The sequence below is a fragment of the Pseudomonas sp. JV414 genome (assembly GCF_032424305.1).
GTDB lineage: Bacteria > Pseudomonadota > Gammaproteobacteria > Pseudomonadales > Pseudomonadaceae > Aquipseudomonas > Aquipseudomonas lini.
The window spans coordinates 89,517-106,570 of record NZ_VYKC01000004.1 but is presented as its reverse complement, the minus strand read 5'-3'; the positions used below and the strand labels follow the sequence as shown (position 1 = coordinate 106,570).

Sequence of the window (17,054 nt, the reverse complement as noted above, 5' to 3'; positions counted from 1 at the left end):
CTGCACGGGGTAATTTATGCGGACAATCGGCGCCTTTGCCAACGGGAGCCTGGAATGCCTGAAATGCCTCAAGTGAAAAACCGCTGGCGCTGGGATATTTTTTGCACCGTGGTCGACAACTTCGGCGACATCGGTGTGACCTGGCGTCTGGCCCGACAGCTGGTGGCCGAACATGGCGCGACGGTGCGCTTGTGGGTCGATGACCTGCGGGCCTTCGAGCGTTTGTGTCCGCAAATTGATATCAACGCTGCGCAGCAATGGCAGCAGGGCGTCGAGGTGCGACAGTGGTCGGCCGACTGGCAACCCACTGAAGCCGCTGATGTCGTCATCGCCGCATTCGCCTGCCAGTTGCCGAGTGCCTACATGGAGGCCATGGCCGAACGGGAAAAACCGCCGCTGTGGATGAACCTCGATTATCTGAGTGCCGAAGACTGGGTCGTCGGCTGCCATGGCTTGCCGTCGGTGAAGTACAAGAACGTGCAGAAGTTCTTTTTCTTCCCGGGGTTCCGCAAAGGCACCGGTGGCTTGCTGCGTGAAAGCGGATTGCTGGAGCGGCGTCGGCAGTTTCAGCAAAGCCCGCAAGCTCAGCGAGAATTCCTGCAAGGCTTGGGAATTGATCGCGCGCCGAATGCATTACTGATCTCGTTGTTTGCCTACGAAAATACCGGACTGGCCAGTTGGCTGGACACGATGGCGGCCGACTCGACGCCGACTCATCTGCTGGTACCCGAAGGCCGGATTCTCGGCGACGTCGAACGTTGGCTCGGGGTGGATGGGCTGAAGGCCGGGGTGGTGCATGTGCGCGACGCCTTGACTGTGCAAGTGCTGCCGTTCGTCCGACAGGATCAATATGACCTGCTGCTGTGGAGCTGCGATTTCAACGCCGTGCGCGGTGAAGACTCCTTTGTCCGCGCTCAATGGGCAGGTCGTCCGCTGCTCTGGCACATCTATCGGCAGGACGAAGATATCCATCTGGACAAGCTCGATGCTTTCCTGACCCTGTACACCCAAGGCCTGTCCGAGCCTGCCCGCGAGGCGATCAGCGGTCTATGGCGGGCATGGAATGCAGGTGAGACAATGACTGATCACTGGAAATCAACCCGCAAACATTGGCCTGAACTGGAAAAACATGCCGAGACATGGTGTCTGGAACAAGCCTTGCAGGCAGATCTTGCCGCAGCGCTGGTACAGTTTTACCTAAATTGGATATGATACGCGGCCTAGATTTTTGTAAATCCCATCCAAATTCGGATATTCGCAATGAAAACTGGTAAAGAACTGAAACCCGGTACCGTGATCCGTCTCGAAAACGATCCTTGGCTGGTTCAGAAAGCTGAATTCACCAAGTCGGGTCGTAACAGCGCGATCATGAAGACCAAGCTGAAAAACCTGCTGACCGGTTACAAGACCGAGATCGTTTACAGCGCCGACGACAAGCTGGACGACGTAATCCTCGACCGCAAAGAAGCGACCCTGTCCTTCATCAGCGGCGACACCTACACGTTCATGGACACCACCGACTACACCATGTACGAGCTGAACGCTGAAGACATCGAAGCCGTTCTGCCTTTCGTTGAAGAAGGCATGACCGATGTTTGCGAAGCGATCTTCTTCGAAGAGCGTCTGGTTTCCGTAGAACTGCCGACCACCATCGTGCGTCAGGTTGACTACACCGAAGGTTCCGCTCGCGGTGACACTTCCGGCAAGGTGATGAAGCCTGCCAAACTGAAGAACGGTACCGAACTGTCGGTTGCTGACTTCATCGAAATCGGCGACATGATCGAGATCGATACCCGCGAAGGCGGTTCCTACAAAGGCCGTGCTAAATAAGCACAGCTTCAGGAATGAAAAAGCCCGACCATTGAGTCGGGCTTTTTTGTGGCCGATGCCCCCATCCTGTAGGAGCGAGGCTTGCCCGCGAAGGCGGTTTATCATCCGACAGTGTTGTCGGCTGACAGTACGCTTTCGCGGGCAAGCCTCGCTCCTACAAGTGGTCGTTATTTCAGGTGTTGCTTGAGCTCTTCAGACGCCTGCAACATCGCCGAGCGCACCGCGGGCACCTGGCTCACTACGTTGAGCAAACCGTAATCGTGGATCATGCCGTTGTAGCGAACTGCCGTGACCGGTACACCCGCCTCGTCGAGTTTGCGGGCGTAGGCTTCACCCTCATCGCGCAGTACATCGGCGCTAGCCGTCTGCACCAGCGCGGGTGGCAAGCCCTTGAGTTGCGCGGTAGTGGCCCGTAGCGGTGAGGCGTAGATTTCGTTCCGCTGTTTGGCATCGGTGGTGTAGTTGTCCCAGAACCACTTCATCATGTTTTTGGTGAGGAAGTGCCCCTCGGCGAACTGGTTGTAGGACGCCGTCTCGAAGCTGGCGTCAGTCACCGGCCACAACAACACCTGGAATTTGATCGCCGGCGTGCCTTTGTCTTTGGCCATCAGCGCAACCACGGCCGCCATGTTGCCACCGACGCTGTTACCGGCCACGGCCAGACGTTTGCCGTCGACGTTGATCTCTTTACCGTGCTCGGCCACCCACTTCGTCGCGGCGTAGGCCTGGTTGATCGCCACCGGATAACGCGCTTCCGGCGACGGTGTGTAATTGACGAATACCGCTGCCGCGCCCGAACCCGTTACCAAGTCGCGAACCAGCCGTTCGTGGGTCGGGAAGTCCCCCAGCACCCAACCACCACCGTGGAAGAACATGAACACCGGCAGCTCGCCTTTGACCCCGGCCGGCCGAACGATGGTCAGGCTGATCGGTTGGCCGTCGACCTGGATGGTCTTCTCGCTGACGTCGGCTTTGGGCAGCGTCAGTTTCACCCCGGCCTGCGCACCCACCAACACCGCGCGGGCATCGGCAGGAGTGAGCTGTTCCAGCGGTTTGCCGGTGCCGGCATTCAGTACATCGAGGAACGCCTGGGTGTTGTGTTCAACCCCATTGCCTGCGAATGCACTGCTGATGGACAGGGCGAGAAGGGTACCGGTCAAGACTTTGCTGAAAGTGTTCATATTCATTTCCTGTTCGACCTTGGAGTCAGCGGTTAGACGGTTACGTGCAGGCGCACATCGACGTTGCCACGGGTGGCGTTGGAGTACGGGCAAACCTGGTGGGCAGCTTCGACCATGCTTTGTGCATCAGCTTGCTCAAGACCCGGCAGGCTGATGTGCAGGTCGATGTCCAGACCGAAACCGCCAGGGATCTGGCCGATGCCGACATGGGCGGTGATCGACGCGTCGTCCGGGATTTTGCGTTTGGTCTGGCTGGCGACGAATTTCAGTGCGCCGATGAAGCAGGCTGCGAACAGTTGTTCAGGGTTGGTTGCGGCGCCGCCAGCACCACCGAGTTCTTTCGGGGTGGCGAGTTTGACGTCGAGAACGTTGTCGCTGGAGATCGCACGACCGTCACGGCCGCCGGTGGAGGTTGCGATTGCGGTGTAGAGAGTTTGCATGGTGTGAGCCTCGTTCGGATTTGGATGTTTTGCGCTAAATGTTTGCGCGCTAAGTAAGTGCGAGGTGAATGTAGCTCGCAAGTATTTAGCGCGCAAGATAAATTTTCGAAAAAATTTGTTTTGAGTCGTCATTCAGCAATTCGATTGGGGAGGAGAAGCTTGAGATAGAGGCTTTGGTGCGGGATTTTTGCGAGGTGAAATTTTTTGCGGCGGGGAGGACGTCTTCGCGGGCAAGCCTCGCTCCTACAGGTTTTGTGTCGTTTGCAGATTATGTTATCGACCGAAAACCTGTAGGAGCGAGGCTTGCCCGCGAAGAACGATAACGCGGTCTAAAGGCTATCTTGCAGATGACTCCGCAACGCTTGAAGATCCGCTTGCAGCTTCTTCAATTGTTCCAGCGTTTGTCCGCTGGCGCCGAGGATGCACTGGGGAATGCCCCGTGCCTTGTCTCGCAGCGCACGGCCTTGCTCGGTCAGTTCGACAATCACCACTCGCTCGTCTTCACGGCTGCGGGTGCGGCTCAGCAGGTCTTCGGCTTCCAGGCGCTTGAGCAGCGGGGTGAGGGAGCCGGGATCGGTCAGTAGTCGGGTGCTGATTTCGCCGACCGTCAGCCCATCCTTTTCCCACAACACCATCATCGCCAGGTACTGCGGATAGGTCAGGCCCAGCGCTTGCAGCAGCGGCTTGTAGACCTTGGTCATCAGCAGCGAAGTGGAATGCAGGGCGAAGCAGACCTGATTGTCCAGCAGCAAGTCGTCGCAGTTATCCGGGGTGTTGCGCTCGGTGTTCATTTCAAAGCCTTGATCAGTGATCGTCATGAATCTAGCGGGCGAATCTTTAATGCGCCAGATAATTCTGGACTAGTGGCGGTCCAGGTTGGTTTGCAGCGCCAGATCCCACGGCGGGATGGGGCTGAAACGGGTCTTCAGGTATTCCAGCAACAAGCGGCTGCGCGAACTGGGTTGCTGCTCCAGGCGCAACGCATAAATGCCGGTACTTTCCGGTTTTGGCAGACCATTCTCGCAAAACAGCGGCAGCAGTTCGCCGCGCAATAAATATTCGCTGGCCAGCCAGGTCGGCAAATGCGCGATGCCCAACCCGGCCAGTGCGCCGCAGACCAGTGCCTCGGCATTGTTGGCGCTCATGCGGATTCGTGCTGGCCGGTGCAAGTGCATCTGGTCATCCCGCTCGAAGCGCCAGGCGAACGGCGGCGCCAGGCCTTCCCAGTCGAGGCCATCATGGTCGACCAACTGCGCAGGGGCGGTCGGCACGCCACGGCGTTGCAGGTAATCGGGGCTGGCGCAGGCGATGCGCACCATGCTCGCCAGCGGCGTGGCCACCAGCCGGGTGTCGGCCATCTGCCCGGCACGCAGGACCAGATCGACTTTGCCCAGGTTCGAGCCCTGCATGTCGACAAAGCTGTCAATCAGGTGCAATTGCACGTCGAGGCCGGGGTAAAGCGTCAGGAAATCGGCAATCACCGGCGCCAGGTGTCGGCGTCCGAACGCTGCCGGCGCATCCACCCGAATCAAGCCTTCCGGCGCACTGCTCAAGGACACTGCTTCCGCCCGGGCCAGGCGCAGTTCAGCGACGATCCGCCGCGCGCGCTCGGCAAAAGCCAGCCCGGCCGGGGTCGCGCGCACGGCATGGGTGCTGCGAATGAACAACTGGCTGCCGACCGCGTTTTCCAAGCTATCAATACGTCGTGCCACCGCCGATGGCGTAAGTGGATGACGACGGGAGGCGGCGGAAAAACTGCCGCTTTTCAGCACATCGAGAAACAGGCCAAGTTGTTCGGTCAATTGATTGGGGTTCATGGTTCGTCGGCACTTGTGCGAAATTGGCACAGCCATTGTGCGTTGCTGTGCGTTTCCCCGCCAGAGCCGACTGCGTAGGATGAACAGCCTGACAAAAGGAAATTCGCCTGTGATTGAGTTTTTGATGTATCTGGTTTTTGGCGCAGCGTTGGGAACCCTCGGCGGCCTGTTCGGCATCGGTGGCGGGTTGGTCGCGATCCCGCTGCTGGGCGTATGGTTCGGTCTTGATCAGCAGATTGCCCAAGGCACGGCGCTGGTGATGGTGGTGCCGAACGTGATGCTGGCGCTGTGGCGCTATCACCAGCGCAATCGCATCGAATTGCGGCATGCGCTGCCACTGGCCTCGATGGGGTTTTGCTTCGCCTGGATCGGTTCGATCTGGGCGGTGGGCATCGATGCGCAAACCATGCGCTTGGGCTTCGTCGCTTTCCTGATCGCGCTGTCGGCCTACAACCTGATGCGAATGTTCACCACCAACGCACCGGCCTCTTCGCAGATGCGCTATTCCTGGCCGTGGTTGGGCGTGCTCGGCGCGGCTTCCGGGACCATGGGCGGACTATTTGGAGTGGGCGGAGCAGTAGTTGCAACGCCGGTGTTGACCAGCCTGTTCGGTACCACTCAAGTGGTTGCCCAGGGGTTGGCGCTGGCGCTGGCGTTGCCGAGTACGGGCGTCACCCTGGCGACTTATGCGGTGCACCATCAGGTGCATTGGGCGATTGGCGTGCCGTTGGCGGTCGGTGGATTGATGAGCATCAGTTGGGGCGTGAGAATCGCCCACGCATTGCCGGAGCGACTCCTGCGTGGGCTGTTCTGTGGTTTTCTGGTGGTCTGTGCGGTGATGCTCGCGTTTAAAGTTTGAAACCTTCGACGATGTGCTCGGCCAGGCATTCGGTGATCGGCGAAGGGTTGTTCAGGTTGCGGATCAGCATGATGCTGGCTTCCGGCAACAGCGGCAGGTCTTCGTTGGCGCCGAGGATGCGCATGTCCGGTGTGATCAGGCTTTCCAGCTGCGCGGTGATCGCCAGACCCGCGCTGACCACGGCCATCAACGCCGACAGGCTGGAGCTGTTGTAGGCAATGCGGTAATCGCGGCCCATGGCATCCAGGGCATTGCATGCCCAGACGCGGCAGAAACAATCACTGTTGAACATCGCCAGCGGCAGCGGTGTTTGCTCATGGGCGCTGAAGCATTGGGCCTCGGCCCAGACAAAACGCTCCTTGCGCAACAATTGGCCAATCTCGTTACCCGGCTCACGGGTGACGATGGACAGGTCCAAATCCTGGCGCTGCAACAGTTGTCGGGTCGATTCGCAATGAACCTCGATCTGGATCAGCGGGTAGAACTGCGCAAAGCGCGACAGGATGCCCGGCAGAAAGCGCATGACGTAATCATCGGGCGTGCCGATGCGCACCGTGCCGACCATGTGCGGTTCGCGCAGGGTATTGAAGACTTCGCTATGGAGTTTGAGGATGCGCCGCGCATAGCCCAGTAATACCTGGCCTTCGGCGGTCAGTTTTACCTGGCGCCCGTCGCGTTCGAACAGCTGACGCTGCAACACGTCCTCTTCCAGGCGCTTCATCTGCATGCTCACCGCCGACTGGGTACGGTTGACCATTTCACCGGCGCGGGTAAAACCGCCCTGATCGGCAATCGCGACGAAGGTGCGCAGTACATCGGTGTCGATACTGGGGTAGGCGGACATTCATCAATCTCCGAGATGTATGCCATCAGAAACATTCGTTGGATTGATCTTAGCGCTGGCGCGAGACTTGAGCCATCCCTAAAGGAGGGCAACACGATGAAAGGTCACAACGAGCATGTAACGGAACAAAAATTCTCAATCCACGCGGTATCCGATCTGTTGCACAAGTTTAGTCGCTGGTACGAACTTCACCGTGAACGTGAAATGCTGGCGGGCTTGAGCGACGAAGCACTGAAGGATATCGGCGTGAGCCGTGCGGATGTGGAGCATGAGGCGGTAAGACCGTTCTGGGATGATCCGATGCATAAATGATGATGCCATCGCTACACAAACCACTTGCGGGTGAGGTAGGTTGCGAGCAGACAAGGAGATGCTCATGCCCGCCACACTGTCTTTTTCCCTCAATCAGGCTCGACGTCTGGCGCTGGCTGCCCAAGGGTTCAACGGGCGCCAGCCGCCGGCGACGATCAAACCGGTTCAGCTCAACCGGCTGATCGAGCGCCTGGGCATTCTGCAGATCGATTCGGTCAATGCGTTGGTGCGTTCGCACTACCTTCCCTTGTTCTCCCGTCTTGGCAATTACTCATCCGACTTGCTTGATCAGGCTGCCTGGAGTCAGGGTCGTCGACGCACGTTGTTCGAGTACTGGGGCCATGAAGCGTCTCTGTTGCCCTTATCGATGTACCCCTTGATGCGCTGGCGCATGCAGCGCGCGACCCACGGCGAAGACATCTATCAGCAATTGGCACGCTTCGGTCGTGAGCGGCAGGATACGATTCGCCGCGTTTTGGCGTCGGTTCAGGAACTTGGTGCGCTGGGTGCGGGCAGCCTGTCGACCCGGCAGGAGCGGGCTGGTCCGTGGTGGGACTGGAGCGCGGAAAAGCATGCGCTGGAATGGCTGTTCGCTGCCGGTGAAGTGACCGTGGCCGGCCGGCGCGGGTTCGAACGGCTTTATGATTTGCCGGAGCGGGTGATTCCTTCGGCGATTCTTCAGCAGCCCTTGCTCAGCGAGGCCGAGGCTCAGCGTGGCCTATTACTGCACGCCGCCACGGCTTTGGGTGTCGGTACGGAAAAGGACCTGCGGGATTATTTTCGCCTGAGCCCGGCAGACAGCCGACCGCGGCTGGCGGAACTGGTCGAGGAGGGGGATCTGCTGGTGTGTGAGGTTGAACGCTGGCGGCAACCGGCCTATTGCCTGGCAGAGCCGAAAGTACCGCGCAAGGTCGAGGCCAGTGCGCTGCTTTCACCCTTCGATTCGCTGATCTGGGAACGCAGTCGTACCGAGCGATTGTTTGATTTCCGTTATCGGCTGGAGATTTATACGCCACAGCACAAGCGCGTCTACGGCTATTACGTATTGCCGTTTTTGCACAACGAGCGGATTGCTGCGCGGGTCGACTTGCGGGCCGAGCGAGCGTTGGGCCGGTTGGCGGTGCATGCCGTGCATGAGGAGGAGCCGGGGCTGGATGAGGCGGGTATGCTGGCGTTGGCGGTCAATCTGCGGCGAATGGCGGATTGGTTGGGGCTTGCGCAGATTCAATTGAATTGCCCGCGGGCGAGTGCAGCAAGATTGCGGGTGGCATTGGCACAGATTGATGGTGATTGAACTGGCCTTTTCGCGGACAAACTGTCTCCCTGTAGGAGCTGCCGCAGGCTGCGATCTTTTAGCGGTCTGGAATCAAAACAAGATCAAAAGATCGCAGCCTTCGGCAGCTCCTACACTCACCGCCGAACCTGCTTCAGGGTTTCAGCAATCAAAAACGCCAACTCCAGCGACTGATCGGCATTCATCCGTGGGTCGCAGTGGGTGTGGTAACGATCCGACAAGCCATCCTCGGTAATCGGCCGCGCGCCACCGATGCATTCGGTGACGTTCTGCCCGGTCATTTCGATGTGGATGCCGCCGGCATAACTGCCTTCCGCTTCGTGAACCTGGAAGAACTGCTTCACCTCGCCAAGAATCTGCGCAAAGTCGCGGGTCTTGTAGCCGCTGCTGGCCTTGATGGTGTTGCCGTGCATCGGGTCGGAGCTCCAAAGCACCTGCTTGCCTTCGCGCTGCACTGCGCGGATCAGCTGTGGCAGGTGATCACCGACCTTGTTCGCGCCCATCCGCGCAATCAGGTTCAGGCGGCCCGGGTCGTTGTCCGGGTTGAGCACATCGATCAGGCGAATCAGGTCTTCGGGGTTCATGCTCGGGCCGACCTTCACGCCGATCGGGTTATGCACCCCACGCAGGAATTCGACATGCGCGCCGTCCAGTTGACGGGTACGGTCGCCAATCCACAGCATGTGGGCCGAGCAATCGTAGTAGTCGTTGGTCAGGCTGTCGCGGCGCACGAAGGCTTCTTCGTAATTCAGCAGCAGCGCTTCGTGGGCGGTGAAGAAACTGGTTTCGCGCAGTTGTGGCGAGCTGTCCATGCCGCAAGCACGCATGAAGGCCAGGGTTTCATCGATGCGGTCGGCCAGGTGGCTGTACTTCTCGGCCAGCGCCGAGTTGGCGATGAAATCCAGGTTCCACTTGTGCACCTGATGCAGGTCGGCAAAGCCGCCCTGGGCAAAGGCACGCAACAGGTTCAGGGTTGCAGTGGACTGGTGGTAAGACTGCAGCAAACGTTCCGGGTCCGGTACGCGGCTTTTTTCGTCAAAACCGATGCCGTTGACGATATCGCCACGGTAGGCCGGCAGCGTTACGCCGTTGATGGTTTCATCGTTGGCCGAACGGGGTTTGGCGAACTGGCCCGCCATGCGTCCGACTTTGACCACCGGGCAACCGGCGGCGAAGGTCATGACGATCGCCATTTGCAGCAACACTTTAAAAGTGTCACGAATTTTCGCAGCGGAGAATTCGGCGAAGCTTTCGGCGCAGTCGCCGCCCTGCAACAGAAACGCCCGGCCCTGGGTGACTTCGGCAAACTGACGGCGCAACTCCCGGGCTTCACCGGCAAATACCAGCGGCGGATAGCTCGCCAGGGTTTGCTCGACGTGCAGCAAGTGCGCCGCGTCGGGGTATTGGGGTTGTTGCTGGATCGGCAGGGCGCGCCAGCTGTCAGGGCTCCAGGGTTGGCTCATTGCAGTCTCTAGTGTTTTACGCTCGGACGGTTATGTTATCAGCAATTAGTGCGTGACCTGTTCCCGTCGCTTCGCGGACAATCGCGCCTTTGCCGCACCACCCACGCGGTCTTATTGCGCTGCTATTTATTACATTGCAGGCCCGGTGACATCAGGAGACGAGATGACTGAGGAGCGCGTCGAGCATCTGCTCGCCGAGGTACAGGATGAGTTCGGCGTGATTCGCGTGCTGGAAGTGGCTGATTACCGTTTTCTGGAGTTCGGTGATGCCATCGAACAGAGCTGCGTGTTCACCGCTGACCCGAGCTGGCTCGAGTACGATTACACCCGGGCGATGCTGATTGGCGCGCTGTGCCACGAACAGCCGGAAAGCGCGCTGTTCCTCGGTCTTGGCGCCGGCACTCTGACTCAAGCCTGTCTCAAGTTCCTGCCTTTGGAAGATGTCGAAGCCATCGAGCTTCGCCCCGATGTGCCGCGTCTGGCCATCGAATACCTCGGGCTGGATGACGATCCACGGCTGTACATCCGCGTCGGCGATGCCTTGGAGCTACTCGAAACGGCTGAACCGGCCGATCTGATTTTCGTCGACCTCTATACCGATGTCGGGCCGGGTGTCGGGCATCTGGCCTGGGGTTTTCTGGAAAACTGTCAGAAACGGTTGAATCCGGGGGGCTGGCTGGTGATCAACCAGTGGGCCACCGACGATGGTCGTCCGTTGGGGGCGGCGTTGTTGCGCGGTCTCTATCACCGGCATTACTGGGAACTGCCAGTGAAGGAGGGCAACGTGATTCTGATCGTGCCATCTGAGCTGGATCAGGAACTGGATCTGGATGGGCTGATCGCTCGCGCTGAAGGCCTGGCACCGCAGTTGGGGTACTCGTTGCAGTCGTTGATCAAGGCGATTCGGCCGGCGACATAAGTCGTTGTCTGTTCGGGCCCTCTTCGCGAGCAAGCCCGCTCCCACAGTGATTTGCGTCGTTCACGGACCTGTGGGAGCGGGCTTGCCCGCGATGAGGCCCTCACAGTCAACACATGCCTCAAAGCCCTTTGAAAACGCCCGGCCGTTTCTCGAGCATCGACCGCACCCCCTCCTTGGCATCTTCGCTATTGAGCAATGTCTTCACCAGCGCCGGCAAAGCCTGAGCTGCCGCCATTTCACCCTCATAGCGCGCCTGCCGGGCAGACATCAGCGTTGCCTGAACCCCAAGCGGCGCCTGCCGGGCAATCCGCTCCGCCAATTCAATGGCCCGCGGCAACAAGTCCTCGCTGGCCATGACTTCCTGCACCAACCCCAGATGCAAGGCGTCATGAGCGTCGAATTCATCCCCGGTAAGCAACCAGCGCATGGCATTGCCCCAACCGGCGACCTGATGCAGGCGCAAAGTGGCGCCGCCGAACGGGAAGATCCCGCGCTGCACCTCCTTCTGGGCAAAACGGGTATTGCTGGCGCACAGGTTGATGTCGGCAGCCAGCATCAACTCGATGCCAACGGTCAGGCAGTAGCCTTGAGCCGCGACAATCACTGGTTTGCTGACCCGCGGGCCTGCGAGCACACCCCATGGGTCGCAGCCTCCGGGCGGTGCCTGCCAGCCTTCGGCCAGGGCCGCGCCGGCGCTGACCAGATCGAGCCCGGCAGTGAAATGCTCACCATGACCGAACACCACCGCGACCCGCGCTTCGCTGTCAGCCTCGAACTCGCCATAGGCAAGACTGAGTTCGTTGAGCAGGTCGAGGTCGAATGCATTGCGTTTGGCCACCCGATCCAGGCCGATCATCAGGACATGGCCGTGTCGTTCACGGGTTACACGACTGGTGCTGGGCTGATTCATGGGACATTTCCTCGGGTGGGAAGGGGCGGGAAGGGATATGTGAGACCGAAGGTCTGTGTCACAAGAGTGAACCGTTTTAGCGCCATCGTCAGCAGGGCCGGGCCTTTGCAAAATAGACCGTCGCACAATTATCCGCAAAGCCCGTGACACAACGGCGTACGCCGGTTTTTTCCGATAAAAAAAGCTCCCTTTTCAGGCTAATTCCGGTATAGTGCGCGCCGGCCTTTAACCGGGCCGCGTTTAGGTAGCGCAATTCCCCGAAGCCAGCTTCGGCTGCACGTCCGCACAGCGGACTCTTCCTTGACGAATCTTTTTCATTCATTCGTTTTCGCAAATCCCCGCCGACAAAGCAGCCAGGGCGACTCTTGAGTCTTACACGGCATGCGCAGCTTTGGAGCATGGGTCTTTGCGGATGCACTTAGAGGCAGACCCATGACCCAGGAAACCGGCGGCTTCGCCGCTTTTAATCTTAATCCGAATATTCTTGCAGCCGTCATTGCGACCGGCTACGAAGAACCTTCGGCTATTCAGCAGCAATCGATCCCGATCATCATGGCCGGTCACGACATGATTGGTCAGGCGCAAACCGGTACCGGTAAAACCGCCGCGTTCGCCCTGCCGATCCTGCACCGCATCGATCCTGCAAAGCGCGAGCCGCAAGCCCTGATCCTGGCGCCAACCCGTGAGTTGGCGCTGCAAGTAGCAACCGCTTTCGAAACCTACGCCAAGCAAATGCCGGGCGTTACCGTTGTGGCCGTTTACGGCGGCGCGCCTATGGGCCCACAACTGAAAGCAATCCGTAATGGCGCACAGATCGTTGTCGCCACGCCGGGCCGTCTGTGCGACCACCTGCGTCGCGACGAAAAAGTTCTGGCTACCGTGAACCACCTGGTTCTCGACGAAGCTGATGAAATGCTCAAACTGGGTTTCATGGACGACCTCGAAGTCATCTTCAAGGCCCTGCCAGCAACCCGTCAGACCGTATTGTTCTCGGCCACCCTGCCGCAGTCGATCCGGGCCATTGCCGAACGCCATCTGCGCGATCCGCAACACGTGAAGATCCAGACCAAGACTCAGACCGTTACCGCGATCGAACAGGCTCACCTGTTGGTTCACGCTGACCAGAAGACCTCGGCTGTATTGAGCCTGCTGGAAGTGGAAGATTTCGACGCCCTGATCATGTTCGTGCGCACCAAGCAAGCGACCCTGGACCTGGCCAGTGCCCTGGAAGCCAAAGGCTACAAAGCCGCTGCGCTGAACGGTGACATTGCTCAGAACCAGCGTGAGCGCGTGATCGAATCCCTCAAGGATGGCCGTCTGGACATCGTTGTGGCGACCGACGTTGCCGCTCGTGGTCTGGACGTTCCGCGTATCACTCACGTGTTCAACGTTGATATGCCGTACGACCCGGAATCCTACGTTCACCGTATCGGCCGTACCGGCCGTGCCGGTCGCGAAGGTCGTGCGCTGCTGCTGGTGACTCCTCGTGAGCGCCGCATGCTGCAAGTGATCGAGCGTGTAACCGGTCAGAAGGTTGCCGAAGTTCGTCTGCCGGATGCTCAGGCCGTTCTTGATGCCCGCATCAAGAAGCTGACCAACAGCCTGTCGCCGCTGGTCGCTGATGCCGAATCGACTCACGGTGATCTGCTGGATCGCCTGACCGCCGACATCGGTTGCACCCCGCGTGCACTGGCCGCTGCTCTGCTGCGCAAGGCAACCAACGCTCAGGCGCTGACCTTGGCCGCAATCGAGAAAGAACGTCCACTGGTGCCGAACAACGCACCGCGTGGCGATCGTCCAGAGCGTACCGGTGATCGTCCGGACCGTGGTGATCGTGAGCGTCGTGCTCCGGTTCCATTGGCTGAAGGTCGTGCTCGTTGCCGTACCGCGCTGGGTGCGCGTGATGGTATCGCTGCCAAGAACCTGCTGGGCGCTATCCTGAATGAAGGCGGTTTGGCCCGTGAAGCCATCGGTCGCATCCAGGTGCGTGACAGCTTCAGCCTCGTCGAGCTGCCGGAAGATGGTCTGGAGAAACTCCTGACCAAGCTGAAGGACACTCGCGTTGCCGGTAAGCAGTTGAAGCTGCGTCGCTATCGCGAAGATTGATCCGCTCTCGAGCTGATTGATCGAACATAAAAAATCCCCGGCTGGTTCGGGGATTTTTTTTGCCTGAAAAAAGATCGCAGCCTCGTTTCACTCGACAGCTCCTACAGGAATGTCGTCGAACGCGGTCAATGCAGGAGCTGCCGAAGGCTGCGATCTTTTGATCTTGACGTTATCCGAAACGATAAATATCCATCCCAAGCGCACCCATGGTGAACCCCTGATGGGCAACGGTGAACTCACCCCCGGCCGCGCGGGCAAAGTAGAGCGGCAGCAGATGCTCGTCACTCGGATGGTTGCGCACTGCATTCGGAGCTTGCTGACGATAGTCGTGCAATGCGGCTTCGTCATTCGCTTCAAGCCTCTCGATCATCCAGTCGCGAAACGCCTTGGCCCAGGGTTCGACGCTTTCCGGGCCGGCGTGCCAGTCCAGTTCGCGCAGGTTGTGGGTGATGCTGCCGGAGCCGATCAACAGCACACCGTGCTCGCGCAGACTGGCCAAGGCATGGCCGACGCGGGTTTGCAGGGCAGGGCCGCCACGGGTGGGCAGCGAGACCTGCACCACCGGGATATCAGCTTGCGGATACATCAACGACAAGGGTACCCAAACGCCATGGTCGAACGGTCGCTGGCTGTTGATGCGCGCCGGCAGGCCATCGGCTTTCAGCAGCTCGACCACCTCCGCCGCCAGTTGCGGATTGCCGGGGGCCGGGTATTGCACCTCGAACAAGGCCTGCGGAAAGCCGCCGAAGTCGTGCCAGGTTTCAGGCTGAGGGTTGCCGCTGACTAGCAGCTCGCTGCTTTCCCAATGCGCGGAAACTATCACGATGGCCTTGGGTTTCGGCAATGCCGCGGCCAGGCGCGCGAGAGCCGGCCCGCTGGCGCCAGGTTCCAGGGCTAGCATCGGGGAGCCATGAGAGATATACAGGCTGGGGAACATGAATGAGCTCCTGAGAGTAAGATGGCACCATCTTCAGTCAGATCATTGATCTAAATCTAATATAAGTTTTAGGGTCTTTTGATCGAATTTTTCGGGGTTAATTATGCAGCCGGAGTTTTGGCACAAACGATGGGCGTCGAATCAGATCGGCTTTCATCTGCCGGAAGTGAATCCTCATCTGCAACGGTTTTGGCCAGCGTTGGGCCTGGAAGAGGGCGCTCGCGTGCTGGTGCCGTTGTGTGGGAAAAGTCTGGATCTGTTGTGGCTGGCGCACCAAGGTCATGAGGTCTTGGGGATTGAGCTGTCGGAAAAGGCCGTGGAGGATTTTTTCAGTGAGCATCAATTTGACCCGGACGTCAGTGAACAGGGGCCGTTCAAGGTCTACCGTGCCGGTTCAATCGAGTTGTGGTGTGGCGATTTCTTTGAGCTGACGGCAGGCGATGTCGCCGATTGCAGCGGGCTGTACGACCGCGCGGCGTTGATTGCCCTGCCGCCGGCGATGCGTGAGCAATACGCGGCCCATCTGATTCGGATTCTACCGAAGGATTCTTTAGGGCTTTTGATTACGCTGGATTACGACCAGGCGCAAATGGCCGGGCCGCCGTTTGCGGTGCTGGATGATGAAGTGCAGCGGTTGTTCGGTGATGTGTGGGCGCTGAAAATTCTGGAAGACCAGGACGTCCTGGGCGAGAGCTGGAAGTTTCTTGAGGCTGGTGTGACGCGGCTTGAAGAGCGGGTTTATCGGGTTTCCAGTCATTAAGGTGTGTTGAGTTTGCTGGCATCTTCGCGGGCAAGCCCGCTCCCACAGGTTTTGTGTAATTCGCCGATTATGTGAACGACACAAAACCTGTAGGAGCGAGGCTTGCCCGCGAAGAGGGCCTGAAGAGCACCGCACTGATCAAACAGACAAAAAAAGGCCCGCATTGCGGGCCTTTTCTTTTAGTGCAGAGCCTGTCAGCCCCGACGACGCAATGCGTCAATACGCTCTTCCAGCGGTGGGTGGCTCATGAACATGCGGGCGAACCCTTGTTTGAGACCACCGTTGATGCCGAAGGCATTCAGCGTGTCCGGCATGTGCACCGGCAGCCCTTGTTCTGCACGCAGACGCTGCAGGGCACCGATCATTGCACTGGTACCGGCCAGGCGTGCACCGGCTTCGTCCGCACGGAACTCACGTTTGCGCGAGAACCACATGACGATGGCGCTGGCCAGAATACCCAGGACCAGTTCGGCGAAGATGGTCGCCACGTAGTAGGCAATGCCCTGGCCTTCTTCGTTCTTGAAGATCACCTTGTCGACAAAGTTGCCGATGATCCGGGCGAAGAACATCACGAAGGTGTTCACCACGCCCTGGATCAACGCCAGGGTAACCATGTCGCCATTGGCCACGTGGCCGATTTCGTGGGCCAGAACAGCTTTCACTTCATCCGGCGAGAAACGCTCGAGCAAGCCCTGGCTGACCGCGACCAGTGCGTCGTTCTTGTTCCAGCCGGTGGCAAAGGCGTTGGCTTCATAGGCCGGGAAAATCCCGACTTCGGGCATCTTGATCCCGGCTTCGCGGGACAATTGCTCGACAGTTTGCAGCAGCCATTGCTCGTGCCGGGTGCGCGGCTGGCTGATGATCTGGGTGCTGGTACTCATTTTCGCCATCCACTTGGAGATGAACAGCGAGAACAGGGAACCGGCGAAACCAAAGACCGCACAGAAAATCAGCAGCTGATTGAGGTTGAGATCAACCCCGTTGGCCGCCATGAACCCGTTGAAGCCGAAAAGGCTCAGGGTGATGCTGGCAATCAGCACGACCGCCAGGTTAGTGGCCAAAAACAGCAAAATGCGCATCATGGTTGTAGAAATCTCCTCGTGCTAAATATGTAGCGTACTGCGGGGTATATAAGGTGCTGCACCGGGCTATTCAACCGAGTGACTATTTCAAACTGTGTCCTACAGCAACAGTCTAGCGGCTTGAAGGGCGTTTCCGACGTCGGCATGGGAAACGGTTGTCAGCCAATTAGCCTCGCAGGCCCCCGCCGTTGTTAGGCGCGGGCATGAAACGTGTCGTCAGTCAGCGCTTGAAACAACGATGCAGGGCAGGGTGCAAAGATATGTTGCTGAATTAATCACCGTGCGACATTAACCAGCGTC

The 17,054-nt window shown here is 59.0% G+C and carries 17 protein-coding genes; 8 read left to right on the top strand and 9 right to left on the bottom strand.

The genetic code is table 11. From position 1 onward, the window contains the following. Nucleotides 1-54: 54 nt before the first annotated feature. The gene (earP, locus tag F6R97_RS07630) at nucleotides 55-1,212 is read left to right on the top strand and encodes an elongation factor P maturation arginine rhamnosyltransferase EarP (RefSeq protein ID WP_048397590.1); all 1,158 of its coding nucleotides are present in this window, start codon (nucleotides 55-57) and stop codon (nucleotides 1,210-1,212) included. A gap of 48 nt (nucleotides 1,213-1,260) precedes the next feature. After that, nucleotides 1,261-1,830, top strand: a complete 570-nt coding sequence (locus F6R97_RS07625; protein ID WP_007943632.1) for an elongation factor P — start codon at nucleotides 1,261-1,263, stop codon at nucleotides 1,828-1,830. A gap of 167 nt (nucleotides 1,831-1,997) precedes the next feature. Here F6R97_RS07625 and F6R97_RS07620 read toward each other — a convergent pair whose 3' ends face one another. From F6R97_RS07620 to F6R97_RS07605, 4 genes are all read right to left on the bottom strand, one after another. Beyond that, entirely contained in the window at nucleotides 1,998-3,011 is a 1,014-nt protein-coding gene (locus tag F6R97_RS07620) for an alpha/beta hydrolase (RefSeq protein ID WP_038982210.1), read from the bottom strand. A 32-nt stretch (nucleotides 3,012-3,043) separates the two neighbouring features. After that, on the bottom strand, nucleotides 3,044-3,451 hold the full coding sequence (locus tag F6R97_RS07615; RefSeq protein WP_315866336.1) for an organic hydroperoxide resistance protein: 408 nt from the start codon (nucleotides 3,449-3,451) through the stop codon (nucleotides 3,044-3,046). 329 nt (nucleotides 3,452-3,780) lie between these two features. Further along, on the bottom strand, nucleotides 3,781-4,242 hold the full coding sequence (locus F6R97_RS07610; protein ID WP_315866406.1) for a MarR family transcriptional regulator: 462 nt from the start codon (nucleotides 4,240-4,242) through the stop codon (nucleotides 3,781-3,783). A 69-nt stretch (nucleotides 4,243-4,311) separates the two neighbouring features. Beyond that, nucleotides 4,312-5,268, bottom strand: a complete 957-nt coding sequence (locus F6R97_RS07605) for a LysR family transcriptional regulator (protein ID WP_315866335.1) — start codon at nucleotides 5,266-5,268, stop codon at nucleotides 4,312-4,314. A 124-nt stretch (nucleotides 5,269-5,392) separates the two neighbouring features. On the opposite strand from F6R97_RS07605, the gene F6R97_RS07600 reads away from it, so the two are divergent. Then, nucleotides 5,393-6,127, top strand: a complete 735-nt coding sequence (locus tag F6R97_RS07600) for a sulfite exporter TauE/SafE family protein (protein ID WP_409999788.1) — start codon at nucleotides 5,393-5,395, stop codon at nucleotides 6,125-6,127. Here F6R97_RS07600 and F6R97_RS07595 read toward each other — a convergent pair. Next, nucleotides 6,117-6,971, bottom strand: coding sequence for a LysR substrate-binding domain-containing protein (locus tag F6R97_RS07595; RefSeq protein ID WP_038982213.1), 855 nt, complete (start codon nucleotides 6,969-6,971; stop codon nucleotides 6,117-6,119). The genes F6R97_RS07600 and F6R97_RS07595 overlap by 11 nt on opposite strands. Nucleotides 6,972-7,067: 96 nt before the next feature. Between F6R97_RS07595 and F6R97_RS07590 the strand changes: the two genes are divergently transcribed. Both F6R97_RS07590 and F6R97_RS07585 read left to right on the top strand, forming a co-directional pair. Beyond that, nucleotides 7,068-7,283: a DUF1127 domain-containing protein gene (locus F6R97_RS07590; protein ID WP_038982214.1), complete on the top strand. Its 216-nt coding sequence runs from the start codon at nucleotides 7,068-7,070 to the stop codon at nucleotides 7,281-7,283. A 64-nt stretch (nucleotides 7,284-7,347) separates the two neighbouring features. Next, nucleotides 7,348-8,577 carry a winged helix-turn-helix domain-containing protein gene (locus F6R97_RS07585; protein WP_038982215.1) on the top strand — a complete coding sequence of 410 codons (1,230 nt, stop codon included), beginning with the start codon at nucleotides 7,348-7,350 and terminating at the stop codon, nucleotides 8,575-8,577. A 116-nt stretch (nucleotides 8,578-8,693) separates the two neighbouring features. Here the strand turns inward: F6R97_RS07585 and F6R97_RS07580 are convergent, their stop codons facing one another. Continuing rightward, a complete protein-coding gene (locus tag F6R97_RS07580) occupies nucleotides 8,694-10,040 on the bottom strand; it encodes a class II 3-deoxy-7-phosphoheptulonate synthase (protein WP_008009408.1) in 1,347 nt (448 codons plus the stop codon). Nucleotides 10,041-10,203: 163 nt separating this feature from the next. Here F6R97_RS07580 and F6R97_RS07575 point away from each other — a divergent pair, with 163 nt between their 5' ends. Continuing rightward, on the top strand, nucleotides 10,204-10,959 hold the full coding sequence (locus F6R97_RS07575; protein WP_050681929.1) for a spermidine synthase: 756 nt from the start codon (nucleotides 10,204-10,206) through the stop codon (nucleotides 10,957-10,959). A 118-nt stretch (nucleotides 10,960-11,077) separates the two neighbouring features. On the opposite strand, the gene F6R97_RS07570 is transcribed toward F6R97_RS07575, so the two are convergent. Beyond that, the gene (locus F6R97_RS07570; protein ID WP_315866333.1) at nucleotides 11,078-11,869 is read right to left on the bottom strand and encodes a crotonase/enoyl-CoA hydratase family protein; all 792 of its coding nucleotides are present in this window, start codon (nucleotides 11,867-11,869) and stop codon (nucleotides 11,078-11,080) included. Nucleotides 11,870-12,301: 432 nt separating this feature from the next. Between F6R97_RS07570 and F6R97_RS07565 the strand changes: the two genes are divergently transcribed. Beyond that, nucleotides 12,302-13,975 carry a DEAD/DEAH box helicase gene (locus F6R97_RS07565; protein WP_007943712.1) on the top strand — a complete coding sequence of 558 codons (1,674 nt, stop codon included), beginning with the start codon at nucleotides 12,302-12,304 and terminating at the stop codon, nucleotides 13,973-13,975. 169 nt (nucleotides 13,976-14,144) lie between these two features. On the opposite strand, the gene F6R97_RS07560 is transcribed toward F6R97_RS07565, so the two are convergent. Then, complete coding sequence (locus F6R97_RS07560; RefSeq protein ID WP_038982219.1) at nucleotides 14,145-14,912, bottom strand: DODA-type extradiol aromatic ring-opening family dioxygenase; 768 nt, start codon at nucleotides 14,910-14,912, stop codon at nucleotides 14,145-14,147. A gap of 103 nt (nucleotides 14,913-15,015) precedes the next feature. On the opposite strand from F6R97_RS07560, the gene F6R97_RS07555 reads away from it, so the two are divergent. After that, the gene (locus tag F6R97_RS07555; protein WP_038982220.1) at nucleotides 15,016-15,672 is read left to right on the top strand and encodes a thiopurine S-methyltransferase; all 657 of its coding nucleotides are present in this window, start codon (nucleotides 15,016-15,018) and stop codon (nucleotides 15,670-15,672) included. Between the two features lie 194 nt (nucleotides 15,673-15,866). Here F6R97_RS07555 and htpX read toward each other — a convergent pair whose 3' ends face one another. Then, nucleotides 15,867-16,754 (bottom strand): protease HtpX, encoded by an 888-nt coding sequence (htpX, locus tag F6R97_RS07550; RefSeq protein ID WP_007895034.1) that lies wholly within the window; start codon nucleotides 16,752-16,754, stop codon nucleotides 15,867-15,869. Nucleotides 16,755-17,054: the final 300 nt, after the last annotated feature.